Genomic DNA, 23946 nt, shown 5'->3' on the forward strand with positions numbered 1-23946 from the left:
GCGCTGCATGGCCCGAAAACTCTTACTCGCCCTCGTGGCCCTCATCATCGCCGCCTTCGCGGGCCTGATGCTTACCAAAACGCTGCCCTACTACACCTTCGAGAAGGGCATCCATTTCCTTACCACCAAGAGCGACGAAACCAACGACAGCCCCGTGTTTCGGCTGGGTTTCTACGTGCACATCACCACCAGCTTGCTGGTGCTGGTGGCCGGGCTGCTGCAGTTTCTGCCGGTGCTGGCGCGGCGCGGGCCGGGGCTGCACCGGCAGCTGGGCAAGTGCTACGTGGTAGGCATTCTGGCGCTGGCGGCGCCGTCGGGCCTCATTCTGGCGCGCTTTGCCAATGGCGGTCTGGCCGCGCAGGTGGGCTTCACGCTGCAATGCCTGGTGTGGTGGCTGTGCACCTGGAAGTCCTACCGCGCCGCCCGCCAGCGCCAATGGAGCCTGCACGTGGATTGGATGCTGCGCTCCTTCGCCGTGACGCTGGCCGCCCTGGCCCTGCGCGGCGAGAGCTACGTGATGTACTACGTGTTTGAAACCAAGCCCATTGAAACGTATCTGACGGTGACGTGGCTCTCGTGGGTGGGCAATTTGATTCTGGTGGAAATCCTGCTGGAAGTGGGATTGGGACGATACTTTTTGCAGGAATTTATGCCGGACTTGCGGCGTAAATTGGCGGCATGAAAAAGACGTTCTACCCGTTTTTATTGGCTTTCTTGGTTGTCGCTTGCCAGCAGCAAAAGCCAACTGCCCAAGCTACTGCTGCTACAGTCGAGGTGACGGCACCATCCTTTCCGGCAGTGCCCGCTGCCGAGCCGGAATTACCGAGCCTGTTTACCGCTGCCGATACCCTGACGCAGCCTGCCCGTGAGTTGCTGCGCCACACTGACTTGTCGCGGCTGTGGGAGGGCAGTGAGGGAATCCGGCGCACTAATCCTACCATGGAAGGCTTTTTTGGACCTGACCACTATCGTTTTGCGATGGTGTTTAACGAGGTGAAGCGCGACCAGCAGCACCCTGAAATGTATATGGTGCGGGGCAAATGCCACTACCGCAAGAATGTTCGCCCGTTTGCGGGTACCCTCACCATCCGGCAGTTGGTCGACCTTGATTATCCTTACTTTCTGCAGGTAATGGCCATGAACGATTCCACCGCCGCCGATTCGGTGGATGGGCGGATGTACACGGCTCGCGCGCAGTTGCGCTTTCAGGAAGACAAGCAAACCAATAGTGGCGTTTTTGAAGGGGAAGCATTACTGGATTTTTACGTAGCGCCCCCGGCCAAAATGGGCTATGTTACCTCCCTAGCCGACGGCATCAACGAATCGACCCCCACGCGGGGCAGCGGCGTGCTGGTGCGCGGAAGTCGGCGCAATCTTTCCACCCGGGAAGTGAAGGGATTTGTGGTAGCACCGTGGGCAATTGCCGCTGCGGCCGATGTTTACAAAGACTTTGGCATCGGCGACCGGGGCGGCGAAATCAACCCCAAATACGCCAAGCTGGGCTGGAACGAGCTGTGGGAAAACGACGAATGGTGGGCCGATTCGCCCAAACCCAAGCTCAGCCTTTGAGGATAAGCTACAGGCAATTTTTAGCTAAAGTATTCGTGACGTCTGTATGAAAAATGTTTTCCTCATGCTCGCGTTGGCGACGGCTGTTTTTGCTTGCCAATACCACGAAAAACAACCCGTTACAGCGGGTAGAGGTAATTCCGAAGCTCAGTCGCCGGATATTCACAACACAGCTGCCAAGCTGCCCGATTCGCTGGCGGCGCACGAAGCTATTGCAGCCCAAATTGCCAAATTGCCTCCCGAAGCAGCGCCTCCAATTCCGGTGCGGTTCGGCAAAGTGCTGCGGGCCGATATCCGGTCACAGCCCGTATTGGACACAGCCGAAATCAGGCGCTTTTTTGCCGCGCACAACCTGGCATCACTCCTGCAAACTGTGACGGGCCAATCGTATGATTACGCAATGAATGGATTCCGCGGCGCCGACCGTTACCGCACCGAAACGGCCATCACCGCCGTGCGCCGCAACCCTCGCAATCCCGCCGCCTATCTGCTGCGGGGCCTCACGCGCACCCGGCGGCGCATCCAGCGCTTTCAGGGAGAGGTCGTGTTCGATTCGCTTTCAGCGGAGCCCATGCTGACGGCACAGGACAAAAAGGACATTGATGAATGGACCATGCTTCAGACGGTCCGGCTCGACAACGACTTTACAGTGAAGCGTTATGCCGTGGCTGGCCACGTTCGGCTGGCCGAAGACAAAAATGCCCCTCAGGGGGCCGCATTTGAAGGGCGCTGCGTGATGGAGCTGGACCTGAGCAACAAAGGCCGGCTTGACAGCAGCGCGCCCTTTCTGCACGGGCCTTCGCAGGGCGGCGCGCAGAAATATACCGGAGCCTGGACCACCTATCAAACCCGGCAGGTAACCCCTACCGTGTGGGTGAAGGACATTACTGGCTACAGCCCGTTTATTTATTCTGACCTGATGATTGGCGAACGGGACGTGGATATCAACCCGAAGTATGCCCGGCAGGGCTGGAACACCATTTGGCAGAACGACGAATGGTGGGCCAAATCCCCCAAACCAAAACTCAACCTCTGATACTAAACCGACCACTGCCACCGTTGAGAATTCATAAGCGCCATCTAGCAATATAGCTGGCCTTAAAAATCCCCTCTATTCCGGTTGTATGCGGTACTTCCTGCTTCTCACAGCGCCTGCGCTGCTCTTTGCTGCGCCCCAACCCCAGCACCTGCCCAGCTTTTCGGGGCCAACGGCCAGCCCGGCGGCTCCGCTGGCCGCCCCCGGCGCGGTGCTCCCCAACGCAACCCGCACGGCCCTGCTGGCCCGCACCAACTTAGGGAAACTATGGCAGCACCAGCCCCAAAGCGGCACCGAAGACGTGCTCAACGGCTGCTTCGGCTATGACGGGCGGCGGCTGGAGTTCGTGTTCACCACCGTGCAGCCCGACGCCCATAGCCCCGGCCGCTATCTCGTGGCCGGCAAATTCCGCTGCTACGGCGACGTCACGCCCTTTCGCGGCAGCATCGAGTTGCAGCAGGTGCAGCGCCTGCCGGCGGCTATTAAGGTGTATTCGCCGGGTTATGAAGAGTCGGCTGCGCCCACGTACTGCGCTACGGGCGGTTTTGCGCTGCAGGCCACCAGCCGCCACGGCTTGGGCGGGCAGTTCACGGGCCGCATCGCATTGGATTTTCAGCTCACGCCCAGCCGCCGCGCCGTGCTGATGGAAAACACCGCCAACCCGGACACCCGCAACGGTGGGCTGCTCTTCGAGGGGAGCTGGGCCGATGGGCCGGGCAGCGAAACCACGCCCGTGCTCTGGAAACAGGGCATTGCCGTGACGCACGAAGTGCTCACGCGCTTTGAAATCGGCGAGCGGGACTCCCACATCAACCCCAAATACGCCCGCGTGGGATGGAATAATTTCTGGAAAAACGACGAATGGTGGGCCGAAAGACAAATTGCTCAACGCTAAAGTGGTGGGCAGAAATTTATTAGCTAAGTGAATTAGTAACTTCGCGCTTGCGTTGCTAACTTCACCAGCCGAATCTGCGTTAAGTCCAACGCCGCTCCCGGCTGCTGCCCCCCACCGATGATTAATACCAACCTCAAGTTTTGCCGGCGCGAGCTCGCCCTCACGCAGGCCCAGATGGCCGAGAAGCTCGGCATCAAACGTTCCCTGGTGGGTGCCTACGAAGAGGGCCGCGCCGAGCCCCGCCTCGCCACGCTCGTCAACATGGCCCGCCTGTTCGGCATCACGCTCGACCAGCTCGTAACCACCGACTTTAGCAAGAAAAAGAACACCAAAATCATCGGTTCTCTGCCCGCGCCCGACCCCAACGCGCCCGGTGCCGATGCCGACGACAACCCCGAGCCGCCCACGCCGGCCGCCGGCGGCAAGCTCCGCGTGCTGGCCTTCACCGTGGACAAGGACCAGAACGAGAACATCGAGCTGGTGCCCCAGAAAGCCGCCGCCGGCTACCTCAACGGCTACGCCGACCGCGAATACCTGGAGGTGCTGCCCAAGTTCCGCCTGCCCATGCTCTCGCAGACGGGCACCTACCGCGCCTTCGAAATTGCCGGCGACTCGATGCTGCCCATTGCCAGCGGCACCGTCATCGTGGGCCGCTACGTGGAGGAGTGGACCAGCATCAAGGACGGCACGCCCTGCATCGTGGTGAGCTCGCGCGACGGCATCGTGTTCAAGCGCGTCTTCAATAAGATGCGCTCCGGGGCCATGTTCGTGCTGCACTCCGACAACCCGAACTTCTCGCCCTACGACGTGAAGGCCGATGACGTGCTCGAAATCTGGGAAGCTAAAAGCTACATCAGCAGCACGTTCCCCATTGCCGAGCTCTCGCTGGAGCGCGTGGCCAGCCTCGTGCTCGACCTGCAACAGCAGGTGGCGCTGCTGAAGAAAGCGTAGCCCGGAACTCCTGTTTGAAAATGCCGCAAGCCCTTCCGCACTCCGGAAGGGCTTTGCTGTGCGGGGTGGGGCCAACTTCCGGCCCGCCCTGCGCGTATGGGAGGCACGCCATATTCTCTCGTTCCCAAGCTATGCTCAAGTACATTTCCGCCGCCGACCGCCACCACGCTGCTCCCGCAGCTTGGCTCAGCAGCTACTTCCTGTTTTCGTTTGCCGATTACTTCGACCGCACCAACATGCACTTCGGGCCGTTGCGCGTGTTCAACGACGATAATGTGGCCGCGCAGTCAGGGTTTCCGCAGCATCCGCATTCCGAAATGGAAATCGTGACGCTGGTGCTCGACGGCGAAATCACGCACCAGGACACGATGGGCAACAAAACAACCATCAAGGCCGGCGAAGTGCAGCGCATGACCGCCGGCACCGGCCTGGCCCACTCGGAGTTTAACCGCCAAGACAAGCCCCTGCACCTCTACCAGCTGTGGTTCATTCCCGGCCAAAAGGGCCTGGCCCCCAGCTACGAGCAAAAAGACCTGGGCTTCATCAGCGGCAACAAGAACGAGCTGGTGCCCCTCGTGACTGGCCAGAAAGTGCTGGAAGACGTGGTGTACATGAATTCCAACAGCACAGTTTACTGGTCTAATCTGGATGAGGGTGAGGAAATTGAATTTAAGACCTTCCCCATCCGCCTCACCTTCATTTACGTGAAGCAGGGCACCATTTTCGTGAACGGTACCGAACTCGGCCCCAACGACCAGGCCCGCATGACCGATGACGACGTGGTGCAAATCCGCGCCGCCAAAGACGCTCAGTTCATCCTGATTGACCTGCCTTCTTCGGAGTCGAATTATTAAATTAAGTCAAACAAGAAAGCGCCCCCAAACCTGGATAGTTTCCGGGTTTGGGCGCGCTTTTCATTATTTTAAAATAAAGACTACTAACGAATTAGAAGTTATAGGTGATGCCGGCCGAATAGCCGGTGGATTTGCCAATGTTGCGGCCGGCCACGTAGGTGCTGGCCCCCAGCGTCAGGCCGAAGCCGTTGGTGATGGGCCGGTAGGCGCTGGCTCCCAAGCGGATGTAGTTGACCCGCGTGGACGGGAAAAAGCCGGTGAAATTCTGGGCCGCGATGTCGGTGCCGCCGTTCGATTCCTGGAAGGAGGCATTGCCTTCCAGATAGACTTTGGGGCCGGCGTAACCCAGCTTGACCTCGCCCACCAGAGCGTCGGGCACGGGGCCGGTGCGCAGGCTGTAGCCCACCTGGCCCGTGGCAAACACCCCCGAGCTGGTTTTGAGGTGTGCCACGCCGGCTGCCGTGTACTTGGTGGCCCGGTTGCCGATGGCGATGATATAGCCGTAGCCGGTGTTGGTCTGGTAGTCGCTCACCGGGGTGCTGAAGCTGACCACGCCCAACAAATCCAGAATGCTGCTGCCGATTTCGCGGCTGTAGGACTTGAATTTGAACAGCGCAGTAAGGTCCTGCAGGCCCTGGCGCACATTGGTGTAGCCCTGCGTGGAGTAATAGGAGTTCAGGTTATCAATCACCGCCCCCGGCGCCCGGCCTTTCGACTGGATGTAGGGCAGGCTGATGACGGCGTCAATCTTATCGGAGAGGCCGTAGGTGCCATAGAGGTTGAGGGAATTGACGCGCACCTCCTGAAAAATCGGAACGCCCGAAATTTTCTCGGGGGCCAGGTACACATCGTCGTAGCGCTCGGCCGTGCCCGATACCACCACCGAACCGTGGCCCTTGCCCGCCATAAAACCGCTTACCAGGCTCTGGGCCTGCCCGGTAGTGGCAACACCAACAACTAAAAGAGCACTACAAAACAGTGTAGAAAGATTTTGCATAAAAGCAATAAATAAGGAATTATCACACGGAACAGACGGGTTCGGCACGGCCAATCAAAAACAGCTAAACCGTCTATTTTATCGCAATCTACGGGTGAGTTTGGGGGAGCGGATTTACCTTAGCGCAATCCGCTGGCTTTATAAATCCGTTTATATTCAACGATTTGAGTTGAACGCACTCGTCAGCACGATAAACACAATAATTCGCCCGATGAAAAAATATTTTCCCATTAAAGCCGGTTTGCTGGCATTGGGCCTCTTGGCTTTAAATGGCTGCGCTAAGAATAAAGAAGTCGACCCGTCCATCACCAATATTGCCGTTACCAATCCCGACTTTCAGGAACTGGAAGATGCGGCCATTCGTGGCGACGTGGCTGTGTTGCTCGGCAACAAAAACCCGAACGACCCGCAGGGCAACTACACGGTTTTCGCTCCTACCAATGCTGCCTTCAGCCGCCTGGGCCTCAACACGGCTCAGGACCTGGCTGTGCTGCAACAGTCATTTTTGCAGAATACACTTTACTATCATGTCTATAGCGGCTCATTAGCGGGCAGTGCGCTCACGTCGGGCAGCACGTCGAACTCTGCGCTGGGCGTGACGCGGCGCATCATCCGGCGGGCCGATGGCACGCTCTACGTCAACGGCTCGCAGATTGTGAGCACCGATGTGAAGGCGGCCAACGGGCTGGTTCATCCCATTGATAAAGTGTTGCTGGCTACCAAAGCCGATGTGCTCAATTCGGCGCTGGCCCTGCAGGGCGGCAATGTTTTTGTGAAGCCGGAGCTGACTTTTCTGGTTGAAGCCGTGGTGTACTGCAACCTGCAGGATGCACTCAAAGCCACTCCCGGTAGCGCGCCTCTGACCGTATTTGCACCCACCGACCAGGCTTTCAAGGACCTGGGCGTGTTGCTGGGTGTCCCCCTGAACCAGCCCAGCGACATCCGCAAGCTGCCCGTGGCCACGGTAACGGCGGTGCTCCTCAACCATGTGGTGGGGGGAACGCAGGGCGGAAAATTCACGCCGGAGTTGCCCGAAAATACTTCGATAGCTTCGGCTGGTGGCGCGCCCGTCGTGTTGGGAGCCTTTAAAAGCGGGGTGATAACTGTGAAAGGAAGCGGCAACACTGTGCCCGCCAACATGGTGATTCCGGACGTGCAGTGCACCAATGGCGTGGTGCACGTGATTGACCGGGTTCTGCTGCCGTAATAGGCCCATAGTTCGGGGTTGGGTTTGCCCGGCGTGCCCCTAACAATCGCAGTGGGGGCGGCAAGAAGGTTGTTTAAGATTGATATGATAAGGTTGTTTCTCCGCAGTGCGGGAAAATTGATAGTTGGCATAGGACTGTGGCCGGCGATGGCGCTGGGGCAAACCAACACGCCCATCCGCCCCGATTCGGCGGCGCAACATCCGGTGACGGTGGTGGGAATGCCCGGCCCGGCCGGTATTTGGAAGGGGCCGCTGTCCATTCCCGGAGGGGCACTGCCAGTCCAAATCAGCATCATTCAGCCAGCAGCCAACAAGCTGATTGCCACGCTCGACCTGCCCGCTAAGCGCCTGAATAAAGTGCCGGCTTCGCTCACGCTGCGGGGCGATACCCTTATCTTCTACGCCGCCACCGTGGACTGCCGCTTTGTGTGTAGGCAGGCCGGCGAGGCTGGGCAGGAGCTGCGCGGCGTGTGGTCGCAGCCCGGGCTGCGGGTACCGCTGGTGCTGCAACGTGCCGACCTTGGTAGCGCCAGTACGGCAAGCGCGGAGAAGACGGTGGCCGTGAAAGCCACCACCTACCACATCGAAACCGTGACCCTGACCAGCCAGCCTGACAATGTAGCGCTGGCCGGCACGCTCAGCATTCCGGACGGGGCCGGCCCGTTTCCGGCCGCCGTGCTGCTCAGCGATATGGGCAGCCAGGACCGCGACTCGCGGCAGGGGAGCTACCGGTTTTTTGCCGATATCGCCGCCGCGCTGGCGCGTCAGGGTATTGCCGTGCTGCGGCTCGATGACCGGGGCGTGGGCCAGTCGGGCGGCAATGGTACCCAGGCCACCACGGCCAGTCTGGTGCGTGATGCCGAGGCCGGTCTGAGTTTCCTGCGCGTCCGGCCAAGTATTGACCCGGCCCGCACCGGTCTCATCGGGCACGGCGAGGGTGGCAATGTGGCCCTGCTGGCGGCAGCCCAGCCCGTGCCGCCCGGCTTTGTGGTGGCGCTGGCGGCATCTGGGTTAGTGGGATTGGACCTGCTGGCCAACCAGGCCGAGCCCTTGAGCGCCGCCGACACGACCCGCATTGGCGAAGCCCGCCGCCGGGCCTGGGCCGAGGTAATGGCCAAGGCCGCCAAGCTGCGCACCAGCGGCTCCAATTCGGCGCAGGTGGAAACCTATGTGGCACAGCAGCGCCTCAAAATCAAGAGTGAGGAGCGCAAACAGGCCGAGGCCACCCTCAAATTCCGGCGGACCATGCTGGAGATTGTGCGCCAGACGGCCAGCAACGACCAGGCCCAGGCCATTGTGATGAACATGCTACGCCAGCGCTACCCCGACCAGGACCCCGCCCTGGCCCGAGCCCGTGCCACCGACCTGCTCACGCCCTGGTACCGTTACTACCTCAAATTCGACCCCCAGGCCAGCCTCGCCGATGTTCAGTGTCCCGTGCTGCTGCTCAATGGTACCGACGATGCCGAGGTGAATGCCGCCACTAATCTGACGGCCCTCGAAAAAGGCCTCAAAGGCAACAAGCGCGTGAGCGTGCGCCGGCTGCCGGGCCTCAACCACTGGTTTCAGACGCCCGCCGCCGAACTCATTGCTACCGATGATGGAACGGTTGACCCATTGATTGCCCCGGTGCTGCTGACCACGGTGCGCGACTGGGTGTTGCAGCAGGGAAGCAAGTAGCAGCCGGTTTTAGGCCGCCGCCTGGGCCGCCAAATGGCAGTCCTTGTACTTCCGGCCGCTGCCGCAGGGGCAGGGCGCGTTGCGGCCGAATTTGCGGCGGCTGCGCAGGGTTTTCAGCCACTCGCGCGGGTCGGTGGCGAAGCGGAGAAAGCGCTTTTTGGGGTTCTGCCGAAAGGCTTGGTTGAGCAGTTCGTATAGTTCGGGATGGTGCTCCTGGAGCTTTTCGGGCTTCTCGAAAAAGTATTCCGTGACCACCGCGAAAAACTCGGCCTCGTTGGTGGCGGCGTAAGGGTTGATTTCGGACTTGCCGGCCTGAATGGCCGCAATTTCGCGCTGCATCACCGCCGCCCAGGACTGGAGTAGCTCGGGCGGCATAGCGGCTTTGGGCAGGCCGTCAATCACGCCATCGGCCTCGTCGAGCAGGTGCGCGAATTCGTGGATGCCCACGTTCTGACGGTCTACCGCGTCGCGGAAGCCTTGTTCCAGGGAAACCTTGGACAGGCGCATGTAGTGTTGGTTCTGGAATCCCTGCACCGAGCCCAGTAGAGTTCCCTGCAAAGGCTTTACTTCCTTGGTAGGGTCATTTCCCAGCTGCCAGGCATCGGGCACAATGAGGACTTCGCCCAGGTTGCGATATTCCCAATCGGGAAAGCCAAACACTGGAATGATGGCCGAGGCGGCTACCAGCAGGCGCGTGGTGTCGTCCACTTCCGTTTGCACACCGGTAATGCGCGTGCTGGCCAGAAAAACCTGTGTCTGCTTCTCAAAGCGGACCTTTTCATCATTCGTCAGGGCCAGGTAGAAGGCTACCTGCTCAGATAAAATCTGTCGCCAGGCGGCGGGAAATTCCTCGGCCAACGCGGCCGTGCGGCGGCGCGAGTCGGCGGTAGCGTATTGGTAAAACGCATAAATAATGGCCACCAGAACGGCCAGGGAAATCAGATAGGGCATGGCCGGTTAAACGGCTTGGTCCCGTTCGGGTTGGGCATCGTGGTAGCAAAGACTACTTCAATACTTCCGGCCCTAAATGTGCCATCAGCTTCTCGCGCAGCAGCGCCACCAGCATGGGGTCCTGAAACGGGTATTTATCGGGAATGCGCAGCGTGACCATGGTTTTGTCCCGCAACTCATCGGCAAATTTCTCGCGCAGGCGGTCGGCGTGGCGGCGCTCCATCACGAAGATGAGTTCGGCCCAGCCCAGGTGCCCGGCCGTGACGCGCACCCGAGCCCCCGCCTCGGTACCGGCCGAACGGGCTTCGTGGTGCGGATGGTCGTCAAACAGCCGCTCGGCGGTGAGGCTGCGCCACTTGTTCTGGCTGCAGATGAAGAGGAGGCGCAAGGGTAGGGGCGGTTACTTGAAACGAATTCGACTGTCATCCTGAGCGCAGCGAAGGACCTTATCACGTTTGAGCATTAATTGTTCTGCGGTGATAAGGTCCTTCGCTGCGCTCAGGATGACAGTCGAATATGCTACTACCGAATCAGCGCCACTTTCACCTTTTTGCCTTTCACCTTCGCGCCCTGCATACGGGCCAAGACTTCTTCGGCCTGGGCCTCGGGCACGGCCACGAAGCTGTGGTGGTCGAATACTTCGATGCGGCCCACGGCGTCGCGCTCCAGGCCGCCCACGCTCACGAAGGCCCCGGCCAAGTCGCCCCGGCTGATTTTCTCGCTCTTGCCCGCCGATACGTGCAGCGTGACTGTGCTCGGACGCGGGGCTTTGGGCGCAGCGGCGGGCAGCGCGGGCGGGCGCAGGCCGGCCCACTGCACGTTCTTGGCCGTGGGCCAGTTCTTGATTTTTTCCTGCTCGAAGGGCGTTACGATGAGGTGAGCCGTGCCGGTGGCCCCGGCGCGGGCTGTGCGGCCGGCGCGGTGCTGGAAAGTGTCGGTTTCGTGGGGCGGGTCGAACTGCACCACCGTGTCGAGCTCATTCACGTCGAGGCCGCGGGCGGCCACGTCGGTAGCTACCAGCACGGTGGCCGAGCCGTTGCGCAGCTTCATCATGCTCTTGTCGCGCTCGGGCTGCAGCATCTTGCCGTGCAGGGCCTCGGCGGCCAGGCCCCGGCCGCGCAGGAAGCGGGTGAGCTCCTCCACCCGGTCGCGGGTGTTGGCAAATACCAGGGAGCGGCCGGCGGCGGGCTGGCTGATGAGGTGGTAGAGGGCGGCGGGCTTCTGGTCGGCGGCGCTCACCACGTGGCCGCGCAGCACCAGTGTCTCAGGCAGGGTGGTGGCGTTGGAGCCGCCCACGTTCATCACGCGGGGGCGGGTGAGGTACTCGCGCACCAGGTTCAGCACCTTGTCGGGCATGGTGGCCGAGAATAGCAGCGTCTGGCGGCGCTGGGGCAGCCGGCTGATGATGGTGGCCATTTCTTCCTGAAAACCCAGCTCCAGCAGCTTGTCGGCCTCATCCAGCACCAGCACTTTCAGGCGGTTCGGCACGATGGTGCGGCGTTCGAGGTGGTCGAGCATGCGGCCGGGGGTGGCCACTACTACGTGGGGCATTTGCTGGAGGCCTTTCACTTCTTCGCGCATGGCGTGGCCGCCATAGTAGCCGGCCACGCGCAGGTTGGGCATGTGCTTGCCGAGGCTGCGCAGGGCATCGCGCACCTGCATCACCAGCTCGCGGGCGGGCACCAGCACCAGCGCCTGCATGGTAGCCGAGGTCACGTCAATCTGCTGCAACACGGCCAGGCCGTAGGCAGCGGTTTTGCCCGAGCCGGTGGGGGCCTGTCCGGCCACGTCCTGGCCTTCGAGGGCGGGAGCCAGCACCAGCTGCTGCACGGGGGTGGGCTGGGTAAAATTCAGCTCGGCCACGCCAGCCAGCAGGGCGGGGGAGAGGCCGAAATCGGCGAATTGCAGGGTGGGCTTGGCGGTGGGCTGGGCCGGCGAAGCACCGGCAGCGGCGGAGGTATCAGGAGTTTGCACGGGACAAAGGTACGGCTTGGGGCAAGAGCCGCTTGTTTTGGTAGGCAAGCCCGCAAGCGCCGAGCATTTTCTTGCCGCACCCCATTACTCCTCCACGTTCACCAGCCGGTAGCGCACGGCCGACTTTTTGGGCCGGATATCCAACCCGATTCGATGGGCATAAGCCTTCGTGAAGGCCGCCCCGAAGTAGAATATCATGGCGCAATAAAATACGAACAGCAGCACCAGCACCAGGCTGGATGCCGGCCCGTACACCGGCCCCAAATCCCGCGCCACCAGCAATTGCCCCAGCACCACTTCGCCCAGGCTGATGAGCAGGGCCGTGAGCGCTGCCCCGCGTGTGACGGCCCGCCACGGCACTTTGGCCAGGCTCAGGGTGCGGAAGGTGACGCCAAACCACGCTGCCAGAATCAGCCAGGCAATGACGGCATTCAACCCTCGCACCACGAAATAGGCGAAGGTGGCGTCGAAGTCCCGGATGCTTTCGGCAAACAGACTCAGGGCAGCATCGGCCCCGAAGGCCAGCACCGACAGCCCCGCCGTGGCCAGCAGAATGCCGCCCGAGCGCACCCGCTCGCGCACGGCCTGCGACACCTTGCCTGTGCCCCGCTTGGGCCGGATTTGCCAGAGCTGATTGAGCGAATGCTGAATGATGGTGAACAGCGTGGTGGCCACAAACAGCAGGAAAGCAAAGCCCACCACCGTCACCAGCCGGCTGCGGCTGGGGTCGGCCACGTTCATCACAATCTGCGACACCAGCCCAGCGGCCGGGGCTCCTACCAAGTTGCTCACCTTGGCCAGCAGCATCATCCGCACAATAGACGAAGGGTAGAGCGAGCTCAGCAGCTGCACCAGAATGATGAGGATGGGCGGCAGGGCAAACGAGGTGAAAAACGCCGTGGCCGCGCCCAGCCGCAGCGGGTCGTTTTGGCCTAATTCGCGGCCGGCGCGGTGCAGCAAGATGGGCAGCTCGCGCCACCACGGACCCGGCAACTCGGCCGGGGAATCTAACTTTGTCATAAATACCCGAGGGGCAACATTCTGGCGCGTAGCCGTAAGAAGCAGGCCCCCAACGAAGGTACGGGCTGCCGTGCGGCCCGGCTTTCGGCCCCGTTATTTTTCTGTATGTCGCCTTCCGAAACCCAATTGACGCCGCCGGTAGCCCCGCCCGCCCCGCTGCCGCCGCGCTCCTGGCTGCGCCGTCGCGTGGCCGACCCGCTGCTGGACCTGCTCAAAACCGGCCTCTCGCCCGAAAAGCTGGCCCTCACCGTGGGCTTGGGCGTGGCCATCGGGCTGATTCCTGCCCTGGGCATCACCACCATCCTGAGCGCCGCCGTGGCCCTGCGTCTGCGCCTCAACGTGGCCGCCATGCAGCTGGCCACTCATCTGATGACGTTTTTTCAGCTGGCGCTGCTCATTCCGTTTCTGCGCGCCGGGGCCGGCCTCATGGGCCAGGGCGATAAGGTGGCGCACCTCACCGTGGCCAGCCTGCGCCAACTCATCGACCACGAAGGCTGGTCGGCGGTGGGCAAACTATTGTGGCGGGCCGAACTGGGCGCACTGCTGCTGTGGGCAGGGGCCATGGTGCCGCTGGTGGTCTTGCTGTATTTCGTGTTGCGCGTAGTGTTCCGGCGCGTGCTGGCTAAAAACGCTTCGCTTAATGAAGAATGAGGAATTGGGAAATGACCGGATGGGTCCGCCACTCTTCATTAAGCGAAGCGTCAAAATGCCAGCAGCGCGGTAGCCTGCTCGCGCAGCAACTGCCGCGACAGGTCGTGGTTCAGCCCGTGCTCGGCGTTCAAATCCTGGTTGATGAAGGGCAGGCGCACCCGCTGGGGAAGCACCGTGGTGCCGAGGTACATGAGCACATCGGTGAGGTGGGCCATGGCCAGCAGGCCGCCCTGGCCGCCGCTGCTCAGGCCCACCAGTGCCGCCTTTTTGCCCTGGATGCCGCCGGGATAGGAGAGGCCGTCGATAAACGCCTTCAGCACGCCGGGGAACGAGGCGTTGTACTCGGGCACCACGATAACCACCTTGTCGCTTGCATCGAGCATGGTGGCCAGGCGGTTGAATTCCGGGTGCGTGCCCACGTTGGCGTAGAGCGCGGTGGTAATGAAGTCAACCGGCAGCTCGGCCAGGTCCAGTATATGGCTTTCGGCCCCCAGCTCCGCAAGCAGGGCGCGGTAGTAATCGGCAATGCGGCGGGCGCGCGAGTGGGGCCGGTTGGTGCCGGCAAGGATGGTAATCAAAACAAGAGGGCTAACGATGGAAACCGTGCTGCTAACTGGTTGGGGCGGCCGTTGGTTACGGGTTAGTAACTCCTACACTTCTCGGTCCTGCACCTTGTGTGGGTATTTAGGGTCCCTATCCGTAGCCGCCAGTCCTGCTACCGCCGCTAGGCACAGCGCAAACCACGCCCACGGCAGCCGCAAATCCAATACCGACAAGCCCCCGAATACCAGCGCCGTGCCGAAGCTGGCCAGTGACTGAAAGGCCTGGTTCAGGCCAAAGATTTCGCCCCGGTCGGCCTCGGTGGTGCGGTGGGCCAGCCGGCCTTCCAGCAAGCCCTGGATGAGCGAGAGCGTAAGGCAGTCCAGCGTGACCAGCACGTACAGCGCTACTTTCGACGCGCCCATCAGGCCATAGCCGGCCAGCACCGGCACCCCTAGCGCGGCCAGGCACACAATAGCCCGGCGCTGGTTTATCCGGTCGGCAAAATAGCTGTAGAACACGTAATTAAGCCCCACGCTCAGCGCCCCGAAAAACATGAAGAAATAAGAAATCTGCCGCGCATCCAGGTGCAGTGGCCCCAGGCTGGCGAAGGGCACAAAGTAGAAATAATAGCCCGTACTGAGGGTGAGGGCCACTTGGGTAAGCACGATGCGCCGCACGCCGGGGTTCTGCTCATCTTTCTCACGTAGCCGGGCCCAGAGCGTGAGCGGATTGACACTGCGGGCTAGTTCGGCGCGTAGCTCGGCCCCGCGCACTCCGCCACGTCCGGCGTGGGTTTCGGGCAGCCACAGGCTGAGCAGGATGTTGAGAGCCGCCAAGGCCACGGCCAACCGCACCACATAAGTGGCCTGTTGGGCCGGCGGCACTTGCAGCACCGTGAGCAACACCCCGGCCGCCATTGGCCCCAGCACGAAGCCCAGCGAGATGATTGCCCCCTCGATGCCGAGGTTGCGAAACAGCCGCCCGGGCGATGAAATATCGGTAATGGCCGAGCGCACTGTGGCATACATGCCGTTGGTGAGGCCGTCCGACACGCGATTTACGAAGTACAGCCCCGCCCGCACCGGCAGCAGCAGCGCATTGGCCAGCAGCGTGCCCACCGCCGAAACGATAAAAATGGGCCGCCGCCCGTAGCCGTCGCTCAGCCGCCCCAGCAGCGGGGCCGAAAACAGTTGTACACCCAGAAATATGCCCGTGCCCACGCTCAGCCACAACTGCGGCTGCCGCAGCCCCCGCACAAATTCCGGCAGCACCGGCCCCACCGCCGCCCCTACAATCACATCAACCAGAATTATAGCATAGAGCAGCGGCAGGCGACGGTCGGTGGGCAAAAGGGGCACGGCGCAAAAGTAGGGGAGGAGCAGCGCGTACTCTGCGAGTCCGTGCCTAGTCAAGTTTCGTTGCCTAAAAGCGCGGATTCGCACAGACCACGCTACGGCTCTCTTCAAACAATTCCGCGTCTCAATAGTCCTAGAATGCGCCCCGCACTATTTGCATCGGGGATTCCTATTCCAAGTCATTTCTTATGTCCGATAAAACCACTGCCGCTACCTACCCCGCCACCTTCACCATCGGCGGCGACCTTGCCGTCAACCGTCTCGGCTACGGAGCCATGCGCATTACCGGCGAAGGCATCTGGGGCCCGCCCGCCGACCACGACGAATCCATCCGCGTGCTGAAGCGGGCCGTGGAGCTGGGCGTCAACTTCATCGACACCGCCGATAGCTACGGCCCCAATGTGTCGGAAGAGCTGATTGCCGAAGCCCTGCACCCCTACGCCAAAGGTCTCGTAATTGCCACCAAGGGCGGTCTACTCCGCACCGGCCCCAACGAATGGCCCATCGATGCCAGCCCCAAGCACCTCGAAGAAGCTCTCAATGGCAGCCTCAAGCGTCTGAAAGTGGAGCAAATCGACCTCTATCAGCTCCACCGCATCGACCCTAAAGTACCTTTCGAGGATACGCTGAAATTCCTGCAAAAAGCGCAACAGGATGGCCGTATCAAGCACATCGGCCTGTCCGAAGTGAGCGTGGCCGACATCAAAAAGGCGCAGGAATTTGTGCCCATCGTGTCGGTGCAGAACATGTACAGCGTCGAAAACCGCAAGTGGGAGGCCGAACTTAATTACACCCGCGAGCAAAATATCGCATTCATTCCGTGGTTCCCGCTCGGCGGCGGCAATGCCGATGCCCTCAAAGCGCTGGACCAGATTGCCGCCCGGCACGGCGTGAAGCCCCAGCAAATTGCCCTGAGCTGGCTCCTGCACCACTCGCCCAACATCCTGCTAATCCCCGGCACCTCCAAAGTGAAGCATCTGGAAGAGAACATGAAAACAGCCGACATTCACCTGTCAACTGAAGACATGAAGGCGCTGGATGCCGTCCAGCCGGCGTAGTCAGAACGGTGTAGAGGCGCATAGCTGCGTCTCATCGTCTGTACTATCTAGGTTTCTTTCAGTTAACACTGTTCAACGACGAGATGTAAGTATGCGTCTTTACACCGTTCAGTAACAGAAAGCCCCGGCAGTAGTTACTGCCGGGGCTTTCTGTTACTAGTGTTTCAACTGAATTACGCTAGGTTGTTCGAAGTAGCTTTAGCCGCCAGGAACTCACGGTTCAGAATAGCAATGTTCTCCAGCGAGATGCCTACCGGGCACTCCGCTGCGCATGAGCCAATATTGGTGCAGGCGCCAAAGCCCTCCTTGTCCATTTGGGCCACCATGTTTTCAACCCGGGTTTTACGTTCCACGTTGCCCTGGGGCAGCAAGGCCAACTGCGAAACCTTGGCCGATACGAACAGCATTGCGGAAGCATTTTTGCAAGCCGCCACGCAAGCGCCGCAACCGATGCAGGTAGCGGCCTCGAAAGCGCGGTCCGAAATCTCCTTCGGAATTGGAATTTCGTTGCCGTCGGGGGCGCCGCCGGTGTTCACGCTCACGTAACCGCCGGCCTGAATGATGCGGTCGAACGCCGAGCGGTCCACGCTCAGGTCCTTATTCACCGGGAAGGCGTTGGCGCGCCAGGGCTCGATGGTAATGGTGTCACCGTCCGAGAACTTGCGCATGTGCAACTGGCAGGTGGTAGTGCCCTTCTCCGGGCCGTGGCTGCGGCCGTTGATGAACAAGTCGCACGAGCCGCAGATGCCTTCGCGGCAGTCGTGGTCGAAGGCCACCGGGTCTTGTCCGGCGTGCAGCAGGTCTTCGTTCAGCACGTCGAGCATCTCCAGGAACGACATATCAGGCGAAATGTCCTTCACGTGGTACTCCACAATATTCCCCTGGGCCTGGCGGTTGGGCTGCCGCCACACTTTCAGGGTCAGGTTCATCGGTTTAGCGTTGGGGTTGGAACCGGCCATTTTTTTATGAGAAGTGAGAGACACGAGATATGAGATTGGAGAAAGCGGCCAAAGCCATGGCATTCTTCAGTCTCATATCTAAGGTCTCATGTCTATTATCTATTTGTAGCTGCGCTGGGTCAGCTTCACGTTTTCAAATACAAGCTCTTCCTTGTTGAGCTTCTCGGGCTGGTTGTCGCCTTGATACTCCCATGCCGCCACGTAGGCGTAGTTTTCGTCGTCGCGCAGGGCCTCGCCTTCGGGGGTCTGGTACTCTTCGCGGAAGTGGCCGCCGCAGCTTTCGTTGCGGTTCAGGGCGTCGTCCACCATCAGCTCGCCCAACTCCAGGAAGTCGGCCACGCGGCCGGCTTTTTCCAGCGCCTGGTTCATTTCCTCGCCAGTGCCCACCACCTTCACATCCTGCCAGAACTCCTTGCGCAGCTGCGCAATGGCTTCTTTGGCAAACTTCAGGCCTTCGGCCGTGCGGGCCATGCCGCAGTATTCCCACATCAAGTGGCCCAGCGCCTTGTGGAATTCATCAGGTGTGCGGTTGCCTTTGATGCCGAGCAGCTGCTCGGTGCGGGCCTGCACATAGGCTTTCGACTCAGCGAAGGCGGGGTGGTTGGTATCCACCGGCTTTGGAGGCGTGTTGGCCAGGTAATCACCAATGGTGTAGGGGATTACGAAGTAACCATCGGCCAGACCCTGCATCAGGGCCGACGCGCCGAGGCGGTTGGCGCCGTGGTCCGAGAAGTTGCACTCGCCGGTAGCGTACAGGCCGGGCACGGTGGTTTGCAGGTTGTAGTCGACCCATAGGCCGCCCATGGTGTAGTGCACCGCCGGGTAGATGCGCATGGGCATCTCATACGGATTCTCGTCGGTGATTTTGGCGTACATGTCGAAGAGGTTGCCGTACTTCTGGCTTACCGCCTCCGCGCCCGTGCGCTTGATGATATCGGAGAAATCAAGGTACACGGCCAGACCGGTGCTGCCTACGCCGCGGTTTTCGTCGCACATCATCTTGGCGTTGCGCGAAGCCACGTCGCGCGGCACCAGGTTGCCGAAGGCAGGGTACTTGCGCTCCAGGAAGTAGTCGCGGTCATCCTCGGCAATGTCTTGGGGCTTGATTTGGCCTTTGCGCACGCGCTCAGCCATTTCTACCGTTTTGGGCACCCACACGCGGCCGTCGTTACGGAGCGATTCCGACATCAGCGTGAGCTTTGACTGATAGTCGCCGCTCACGGGGATGCAGGTGGGGTGAATCTGGGTGAAGCAGGGGTTGGCGAAGAACGCGCCTTTTTTGTGGGCGCGCCAGGCGGCCGTCACGTTGCAATACTTGGCGTTAGTGCTCAGGTAGAACACGTTGCCGTAGCCGCCGGTGGCCAGCACCACCGCGTGGGCGGCATGGGTTTCAATTTCGCCGGTCACCAGGTTGCGCGTCACAATGCCGCGCGCCTGTCCGTCCACAATCACCACGTCGAGCATTTCCGAGCGGGTGTACATCTTCACCTTGCCGTAAGCAATCTGACGGCTCAGGGCCGAGTAGGCCCCCAGCAGCAGTTGCTGGCCGGTCTGGCCCCGGGCGTAGAAGGTTCGGCTCACCTGGGCACCGCCGAAGGAGCGGTTGGCCAGCAGGCCGCCGTATTCGCGGGCGAAGGGCACGCCCTGGGCCACGCACTGGTCGATGATGTTGACCGATACCTGGGCCAGACGGTACACGTTGGCTTCGCGGGCGCGGTAGTCGCCGCCCTTGATGGTATCGTAGAACAGGCGGAACACGGAGTCGCCGTCGTTCTGGTAGTTTTTAGCAGCATTGATGCCGCCCTGCGCGGCGATGGAGTGCGCGCGGCGGGGCGAATCGTGGTAGGTGAAGGCTTTTACGTTGTAGCCCAGCTCGGCCAGCGAGGCGGCGGCGGCACCGCCGGCCAGGCCCGTGCCGACCACAATCACGTCGTATTTCCGCTTGTTGGCGGGGTTCACGAGCTTGACGTTAAACTTGTGCTTGTCCCATTTTTCGGCGAGGGAGCCTTCGGGAATTTTGGAATCCAACAGCATAGAGCGACGGAGTGATGGAATGACTGAGTGATAGAGCAATAAGATAACCGCCGAACGCCGCAGGTGTTAGCGCAGCCAGCCGGTTTTATTGCTCCTAATCAATTAAAAAGCCGAGGCCACGGTGTGCAGGAAGGCTGGGGCGTTGGCGGCCATTTCTCCCTGCGCATTGGTGAACAGGAAGAAGTAGAGTGGCATAGAGGCAAAGCCCGCCGACACCACTACCGCGAAGGTGTAACCCACGTATTTGATGAGCGGGGTGTACTTGCGGTGGTTCAGGCCCAGCGTCTGGAAGCCCGAGCGGAAGCCGTGCCACAAGTGGTAGCCGAGGCTGATTTGGGCAGCCACGTACAGTAGCACGTACCACCAGATGTGGAACGACGACACCACGGCCATGTACAGGTTGTCGTAGTCGCTGGTCAGCGGGTCGGCACCGCCCATTTTGGGCAGGTCGCCGGCGAAGCGGGCGCGCCAGAAGAAATTGTAGAGGTGGACAATCAGGAAAATCAGGATGATGCTGCCCAGAATGCCCATGTTGCGCGAGGTCCATTCCGAGTTCTGCTCCGAGTGGTTGCTCACGTAGCCTTGCGCGCCCCGGGCCGCTTTGTTGCGGCGGGTGAGCACGAGGGCTTCAAAAATATGGAAGCCGAAACCCAGCACCAGGCCCCACTCGATGGTGCGGATGATGGGGTTGGTGCCCATGAAGTGGGAGTAGGTGTTGAAGGCCGCGCCCTGGTCGTGTTTGAATAACTGCAGGTTACCAATCAGGTGAACCACCAGGAACGAGCACAGAAACAGGCCGGTAACGGCCATTATTATCTTCCGGCCGATGCTGCTGGTTAATGTTTTTGTTATCCAACTCATAAAGTAGCCAAACTAGGGAAGTGAAGAGGTGTGTTTAGGTCGCCCAAAGGTAGCCCCCACCCGCTAACCGGGCAACGGGCGGGCCCGATTCTTGCAAGCGCGCCCCTTCCAAAAAAACATTGCAGGGACGTGGTGAATCTATCCGCGGCTGGCATCGTTAACACGCATGGGCGTGTGGCTTAGCACATAGCGAAGGCTGCCAGAGTACGGTTTCGAAAGCCGGCCCCTCTGCCGGGCGCCCGGGCCTGCATCACGGTTTTCCTTTCTTAGTAACTGAGTTGGTATGGTACAGTTTACTCTTCCGCGGGCTGGAACGCTGGCGCGGGCTGCGCTGCTGTTGATGGTGCTACTGGCAGGCCTGGGCCTGCGGCCCGAGGTGGCGCAGGCCACCCACATCCGGGCGGGCGACATTCAGGCCAAGGTGGATACCACGGCCAACCCGAACCCGCGCCGCATCTTTTTCAAGATGATTCTATACCTCGACATCAGCCGGGGGCCAACTTCGGTGGACCAGCCGAATGCGATTATCTTTTTTGGCGACGGTACGTCGAGTTGCAACCCCGGCATTGCCCGGCCGGGTGGGCGGCTGCCCATTCCCGGCAACTCCGATACGGCGCTCAGTATCTATTACTTCGAGCATACCTACCCGGCTACTGGTAGCTATACGGTGAGCTTTGTGGGCGAAAACCGCAACGGGGGCGTCATCAACATGAGCAACCCGCTCGACCAGTCATTTTACATCAGCACCAAAATCACCATCGACCCGGCGCTGGGGCTGAACCATTCGCCGGTGCTGACGGCCCCGGCCATTGATAAAGGTGCTATGGGGCAGGTGTTTCTGCACAATCCGGCAGCATATGATGCCGACCACGACTCGTTGGCCTTTCACCTGCGCACCAGCCAGAAGGAGCCCCGGCTGGCGTCTACTATCGTGGGCCCGCCCTGCCCCGGTGCCACCGGCGACAATTCGCCCCGGCCCGTGACGGTGCCCGATTTCAAGTACCCCAACGACCCGGCCCTTGGAAGTAGTCAGACGGTGCCCTACGGTGGTGTACCATCGAGCTCAGGGGGAACTCCGGCCATCTTCGTGCAGGACGTGCATACCGGTCAGATTACCTGGAACGCCCCTGGAGCGGTGGGTTTATACAACGTGGCGATGGTGGTGGAGGAATGGCGGCGCACGCCCCTCGGCCGTCGGCTTATTGGGGAGGTAATTCGGGACATGCAGATAGCCATTACGGCCACCAACAACCTGCGGCCCACCCTGACCATTCCGCCCGACATTTGCGTGGTGGCCGGGGAAACGGTGACCGGCAGCGTGACTGCCGTGGACGGCGTGACCGCCGGCAGCCCCCAAACCCCGATTACGCTGTTTGCCTACGGGGGAATTTTTCCGCCCGCTACCTTTCGCCAAACGGCGGCTGGCCCGCCGCAGGCCACCGGCACCTTTCAGTGGCAAACCAATTGCAGCAACGTGGCTGGCCTGCCGTATCAGGTGGTGTTCAAAGCCCAGGACAGCCCCAATGCCCCAACGCCGATTCTGATTGATGAGAAGACCTGGCGCATCACCGTGGTGGGGCCGCCGCCCCAAAACCTGCGGGCTGCGCCTACCGCCGCGCCGGGCGGCTACAACGGCATGGTGCTGAACTGGGATGCGTATACCTGCGCCAACGCGGCCCACATCTACATCTACCGCAAGGTGAACCCCTCCACGTTCACGCCGGGGCCGTGCGATACCGGCATTCCGGCCTCGGCGGGCTACGTGCGCATTGGCACGGTAGCACCCAACGCGACCACCTTCACGGACTTGAACGTTGACCCCGCCACTGGCACCACCATCGGCCTGAGCCGGGGCCAGAACTATTGTTACCGCATTTATGCCGATTTCCCGCTGCCGGCCGGCGGCGAAAGCCTGGCCTCGAACGAGGCGTGCGCCCTAGTGGGCGGACGCGGTGCCATGCTGACCAACGTGGACGTGGCCACCACCAGTGCCACCACCGGCCAGATAAACGTGCGATGGACCCAGCCCCGCCCAACTGGCGGAGGCACATTCACGGGCACTCCGTCGTATGTGCTGTCGCGGGCCGAGGGGCTGACGCCGGCCGCCACCGCTTTTGTGCCGGTGGCGCACGGCCCATTCACGGCCCTCACCGACACGAGCTATGTCGACTTAGGCCTCGATACCCAGAACAAGCAATACACTTATAAGCTGGAATTTGTGCGCACCTTCGCCCCGGGCCAGGGCACCACGCTCACGGAAGCCTCGCCCACGGCTAGCAGCGTCCGTCTCACGGCACTGGCCAACAACCCGCCCACGGCCATCACCCTGAACTGGACGTACCAGGTGCCGTGGGATAACTCGGGCAAGCCGGTTACCATCTATCGCCGCACCGGCGCCACGGGCGCACTGGCGCAGATTGGCACTGCCCCGACGGGAGCTACCGGTGGCACATTCACCGACCGCGACCCCACGCTGGTGAAGGGCCAGAGCTACTGCTACTACGTGCAGACGGAGGGCAGTTACGCCGGCTTCGACTTCCTGAGCTCGCTGCTGAACCGCAGCCAGGTGCAGTGCCTCACCCTCAACTCGCCGCCCTGCACGCCGGTGCTCACCCTGCTGCCCACCAACTGCGACAGCCTGGCCAACCTGCCCGAGTTCCCGGGCCTGCGGGAGCGCTACACCAACCGCCTGCGCTGGACGGTGGGCACCACGCCCGCTGGCTGCGATGCCAACATCATCAGCTACCGCGTGTATTACCGGCCCACGCCCACGGGGCATTTCACCCTGCTGGGCACCACCTCCTCTACCAGCTTCGTGCATTCGGACCTGTCTTTTTCGGGCGGGTGCTACGCCCTGCAGGCCGTGGTGGCCAGCGGCGCGGTGAGCGACACGAGCAACGTAGCCTGCCAGGATAACTGCCTGTTTTTTAAGCTGCCCAACATCTTCACGCCCAACGGCGACGGCCAGAACTCGGTGTTCCGGCCCAAGAACAATAGCCCGGTGCGGCGCATCCATTTCCAGGCCTTCAACCGTTGGGGGGTTAAAGTCTTCGAGAATACGACCACCGCCGACGACCCCGTGCTCATCAACTGGGACGGCGGCGGGCCCACGGGCGAATCGGGCAACGGCACCAGCGCCAAAGTTAGCGACGGCGTGTACTTCTACCTGGCCGACGTCGAGTTTGCGGACTTTGCCAATACCAAGCGCACCTACAAGGGCTGGGTTGAAATCATTCGCTAGCGCCCGCTTTTTCAGCTTAATTATATCGGTAGCCCCGCAAAAACGCCCTGCTCGGAGCGGTTTTTGCGGGGCTGCTTAGTGCAATCCGGGCGCTGAAGGCGACGGGTTGT

At 61.3% G+C, this 23946-nt stretch carries 21 protein-coding genes; 11 read left to right on the forward strand and 10 right to left on the reverse strand.

Annotated elements, in window-relative coordinates:
• The first annotated feature begins 7 nt into the window (after positions 1 to 7).
• From ACYVM5_RS13980 to ACYVM5_RS14005, 6 genes are all read left to right on the forward strand, one after another.
• Entirely contained in the window at positions 8 to 682 is a 675-nt protein-coding gene (locus ACYVM5_RS13980; protein WP_460618725.1) for a DUF2306 domain-containing protein, read from the forward strand.
• The gene (locus tag ACYVM5_RS13985) at positions 679 to 1569 is read left to right on the forward strand and encodes a hypothetical protein (RefSeq protein ID WP_460618726.1); all 891 of its coding nucleotides are present in this window, start codon (positions 679 to 681) and stop codon (positions 1567 to 1569) included. The genes ACYVM5_RS13980 and ACYVM5_RS13985 overlap by 4 nt, the downstream gene beginning before the upstream one ends.
• Before the next feature lie 46 nt (positions 1570 to 1615).
• A complete protein-coding gene (locus ACYVM5_RS13990; RefSeq protein ID WP_460618727.1) occupies positions 1616 to 2605 on the forward strand; it encodes a hypothetical protein in 990 nt (329 codons plus the stop codon).
• An 88-nt stretch (positions 2606 to 2693) separates the two neighbouring features.
• A complete protein-coding gene (locus ACYVM5_RS13995; protein ID WP_460618728.1) occupies positions 2694 to 3500 on the forward strand; it encodes a hypothetical protein in 807 nt (268 codons plus the stop codon).
• A 117-nt stretch (positions 3501 to 3617) separates the two neighbouring features.
• Positions 3618 to 4451, forward strand: a complete 834-nt coding sequence (locus tag ACYVM5_RS14000) for a helix-turn-helix domain-containing protein (RefSeq protein WP_460618729.1) — start codon at positions 3618 to 3620, stop codon at positions 4449 to 4451.
• Between the two features lie 131 nt (positions 4452 to 4582).
• Positions 4583 to 5305: a pirin family protein gene (locus ACYVM5_RS14005; RefSeq protein ID WP_460618730.1), complete on the forward strand. Its 723-nt coding sequence runs from the start codon at positions 4583 to 4585 to the stop codon at positions 5303 to 5305.
• 91 nt (positions 5306 to 5396) lie between these two features.
• On the opposite strand, the gene ACYVM5_RS14010 is transcribed toward ACYVM5_RS14005, so the two are convergent.
• Complete coding sequence (locus tag ACYVM5_RS14010) at positions 5397 to 6302, reverse strand: hypothetical protein (protein WP_460618731.1); 906 nt, start codon at positions 6300 to 6302, stop codon at positions 5397 to 5399.
• A 211-nt stretch (positions 6303 to 6513) separates the two neighbouring features.
• Between ACYVM5_RS14010 and ACYVM5_RS14015 the strand changes: the two genes are divergently transcribed.
• The gene (locus ACYVM5_RS14015) at positions 6514 to 7509 is read left to right on the forward strand and encodes a fasciclin domain-containing protein (protein ID WP_460618732.1); all 996 of its coding nucleotides are present in this window, start codon (positions 6514 to 6516) and stop codon (positions 7507 to 7509) included.
• 117 nt (positions 7510 to 7626) lie between these two features.
• Positions 7627 to 9189 carry an alpha/beta hydrolase gene (locus tag ACYVM5_RS14020; protein ID WP_460618733.1) on the forward strand — a complete coding sequence of 521 codons (1563 nt, stop codon included), beginning with the start codon at positions 7627 to 7629 and terminating at the stop codon, positions 9187 to 9189.
• A 9-nt stretch (positions 9190 to 9198) separates the two neighbouring features.
• Here ACYVM5_RS14020 and ACYVM5_RS14025 read toward each other — a convergent pair whose 3' ends face one another.
• The 4 genes from ACYVM5_RS14025 to ACYVM5_RS14040 form a co-directional block, all read right to left on the reverse strand.
• Positions 9199 to 10140 (reverse strand): zinc-dependent peptidase, encoded by a 942-nt coding sequence (locus ACYVM5_RS14025; protein ID WP_460618734.1) that lies wholly within the window; start codon positions 10138 to 10140, stop codon positions 9199 to 9201.
• A gap of 52 nt (positions 10141 to 10192) precedes the next feature.
• The gene (locus ACYVM5_RS14030; protein WP_460618735.1) at positions 10193 to 10528 is read right to left on the reverse strand and encodes a low molecular weight protein tyrosine phosphatase family protein; all 336 of its coding nucleotides are present in this window, start codon (positions 10526 to 10528) and stop codon (positions 10193 to 10195) included.
• A gap of 134 nt (positions 10529 to 10662) precedes the next feature.
• A complete protein-coding gene (locus ACYVM5_RS14035; protein ID WP_460618736.1) occupies positions 10663 to 12114 on the reverse strand; it encodes a DEAD/DEAH box helicase in 1452 nt (483 codons plus the stop codon).
• Positions 12115 to 12198: 84 nt separating this feature from the next.
• The gene (locus ACYVM5_RS14040; RefSeq protein WP_460618737.1) at positions 12199 to 13134 is read right to left on the reverse strand and encodes a YihY/virulence factor BrkB family protein; all 936 of its coding nucleotides are present in this window, start codon (positions 13132 to 13134) and stop codon (positions 12199 to 12201) included.
• 105 nt (positions 13135 to 13239) lie between these two features.
• Between ACYVM5_RS14040 and ACYVM5_RS14045 the strand changes: the two genes are divergently transcribed.
• Complete coding sequence (locus tag ACYVM5_RS14045; RefSeq protein WP_460618738.1) at positions 13240 to 13785, forward strand: DUF2062 domain-containing protein; 546 nt, start codon at positions 13240 to 13242, stop codon at positions 13783 to 13785.
• 50 nt (positions 13786 to 13835) lie between these two features.
• Here the strand turns inward: ACYVM5_RS14045 and ACYVM5_RS14050 are convergent, their stop codons facing one another.
• Complete coding sequence (locus ACYVM5_RS14050; RefSeq protein ID WP_198075053.1) at positions 13836 to 14363, reverse strand: NADPH-dependent FMN reductase; 528 nt, start codon at positions 14361 to 14363, stop codon at positions 13836 to 13838.
• Between the two features lie 72 nt (positions 14364 to 14435).
• Positions 14436 to 15686, reverse strand: coding sequence for an MFS transporter (locus ACYVM5_RS14055; protein WP_460618739.1), 1251 nt, complete (start codon positions 15684 to 15686; stop codon positions 14436 to 14438).
• A 185-nt stretch (positions 15687 to 15871) separates the two neighbouring features.
• Between ACYVM5_RS14055 and ACYVM5_RS14060 the strand changes: the two genes are divergently transcribed.
• Positions 15872 to 16741 carry an aldo/keto reductase gene (locus ACYVM5_RS14060; protein ID WP_460618740.1) on the forward strand — a complete coding sequence of 290 codons (870 nt, stop codon included), beginning with the start codon at positions 15872 to 15874 and terminating at the stop codon, positions 16739 to 16741.
• 173 nt (positions 16742 to 16914) lie between these two features.
• Here ACYVM5_RS14060 and ACYVM5_RS14065 read toward each other — a convergent pair whose 3' ends face one another.
• The 3 genes from ACYVM5_RS14065 to ACYVM5_RS14075 form a co-directional block, all read right to left on the reverse strand.
• Entirely contained in the window at positions 16915 to 17670 is a 756-nt protein-coding gene (locus ACYVM5_RS14065; RefSeq protein WP_460620187.1) for a succinate dehydrogenase/fumarate reductase iron-sulfur subunit, read from the reverse strand.
• Positions 17671 to 17799: 129 nt separating this feature from the next.
• Complete coding sequence (locus ACYVM5_RS14070) at positions 17800 to 19734, reverse strand: fumarate reductase/succinate dehydrogenase flavoprotein subunit (RefSeq protein ID WP_460618741.1); 1935 nt, start codon at positions 19732 to 19734, stop codon at positions 17800 to 17802.
• A gap of 102 nt (positions 19735 to 19836) precedes the next feature.
• Positions 19837 to 20595: a succinate dehydrogenase cytochrome b subunit gene (locus ACYVM5_RS14075; protein WP_342296729.1), complete on the reverse strand. Its 759-nt coding sequence runs from the start codon at positions 20593 to 20595 to the stop codon at positions 19837 to 19839.
• A 283-nt stretch (positions 20596 to 20878) separates the two neighbouring features.
• Here ACYVM5_RS14075 and ACYVM5_RS14080 point away from each other — a divergent pair, with 283 nt between their 5' ends.
• Positions 20879 to 23836, forward strand: coding sequence for a T9SS type B sorting domain-containing protein (locus ACYVM5_RS14080; protein WP_460618742.1), 2958 nt, complete (start codon positions 20879 to 20881; stop codon positions 23834 to 23836).
• The last annotated feature ends 110 nt before the right edge of the window (positions 23837 to 23946 follow it).

Source organism: Hymenobacter ruber, from assembly GCF_054783255.1.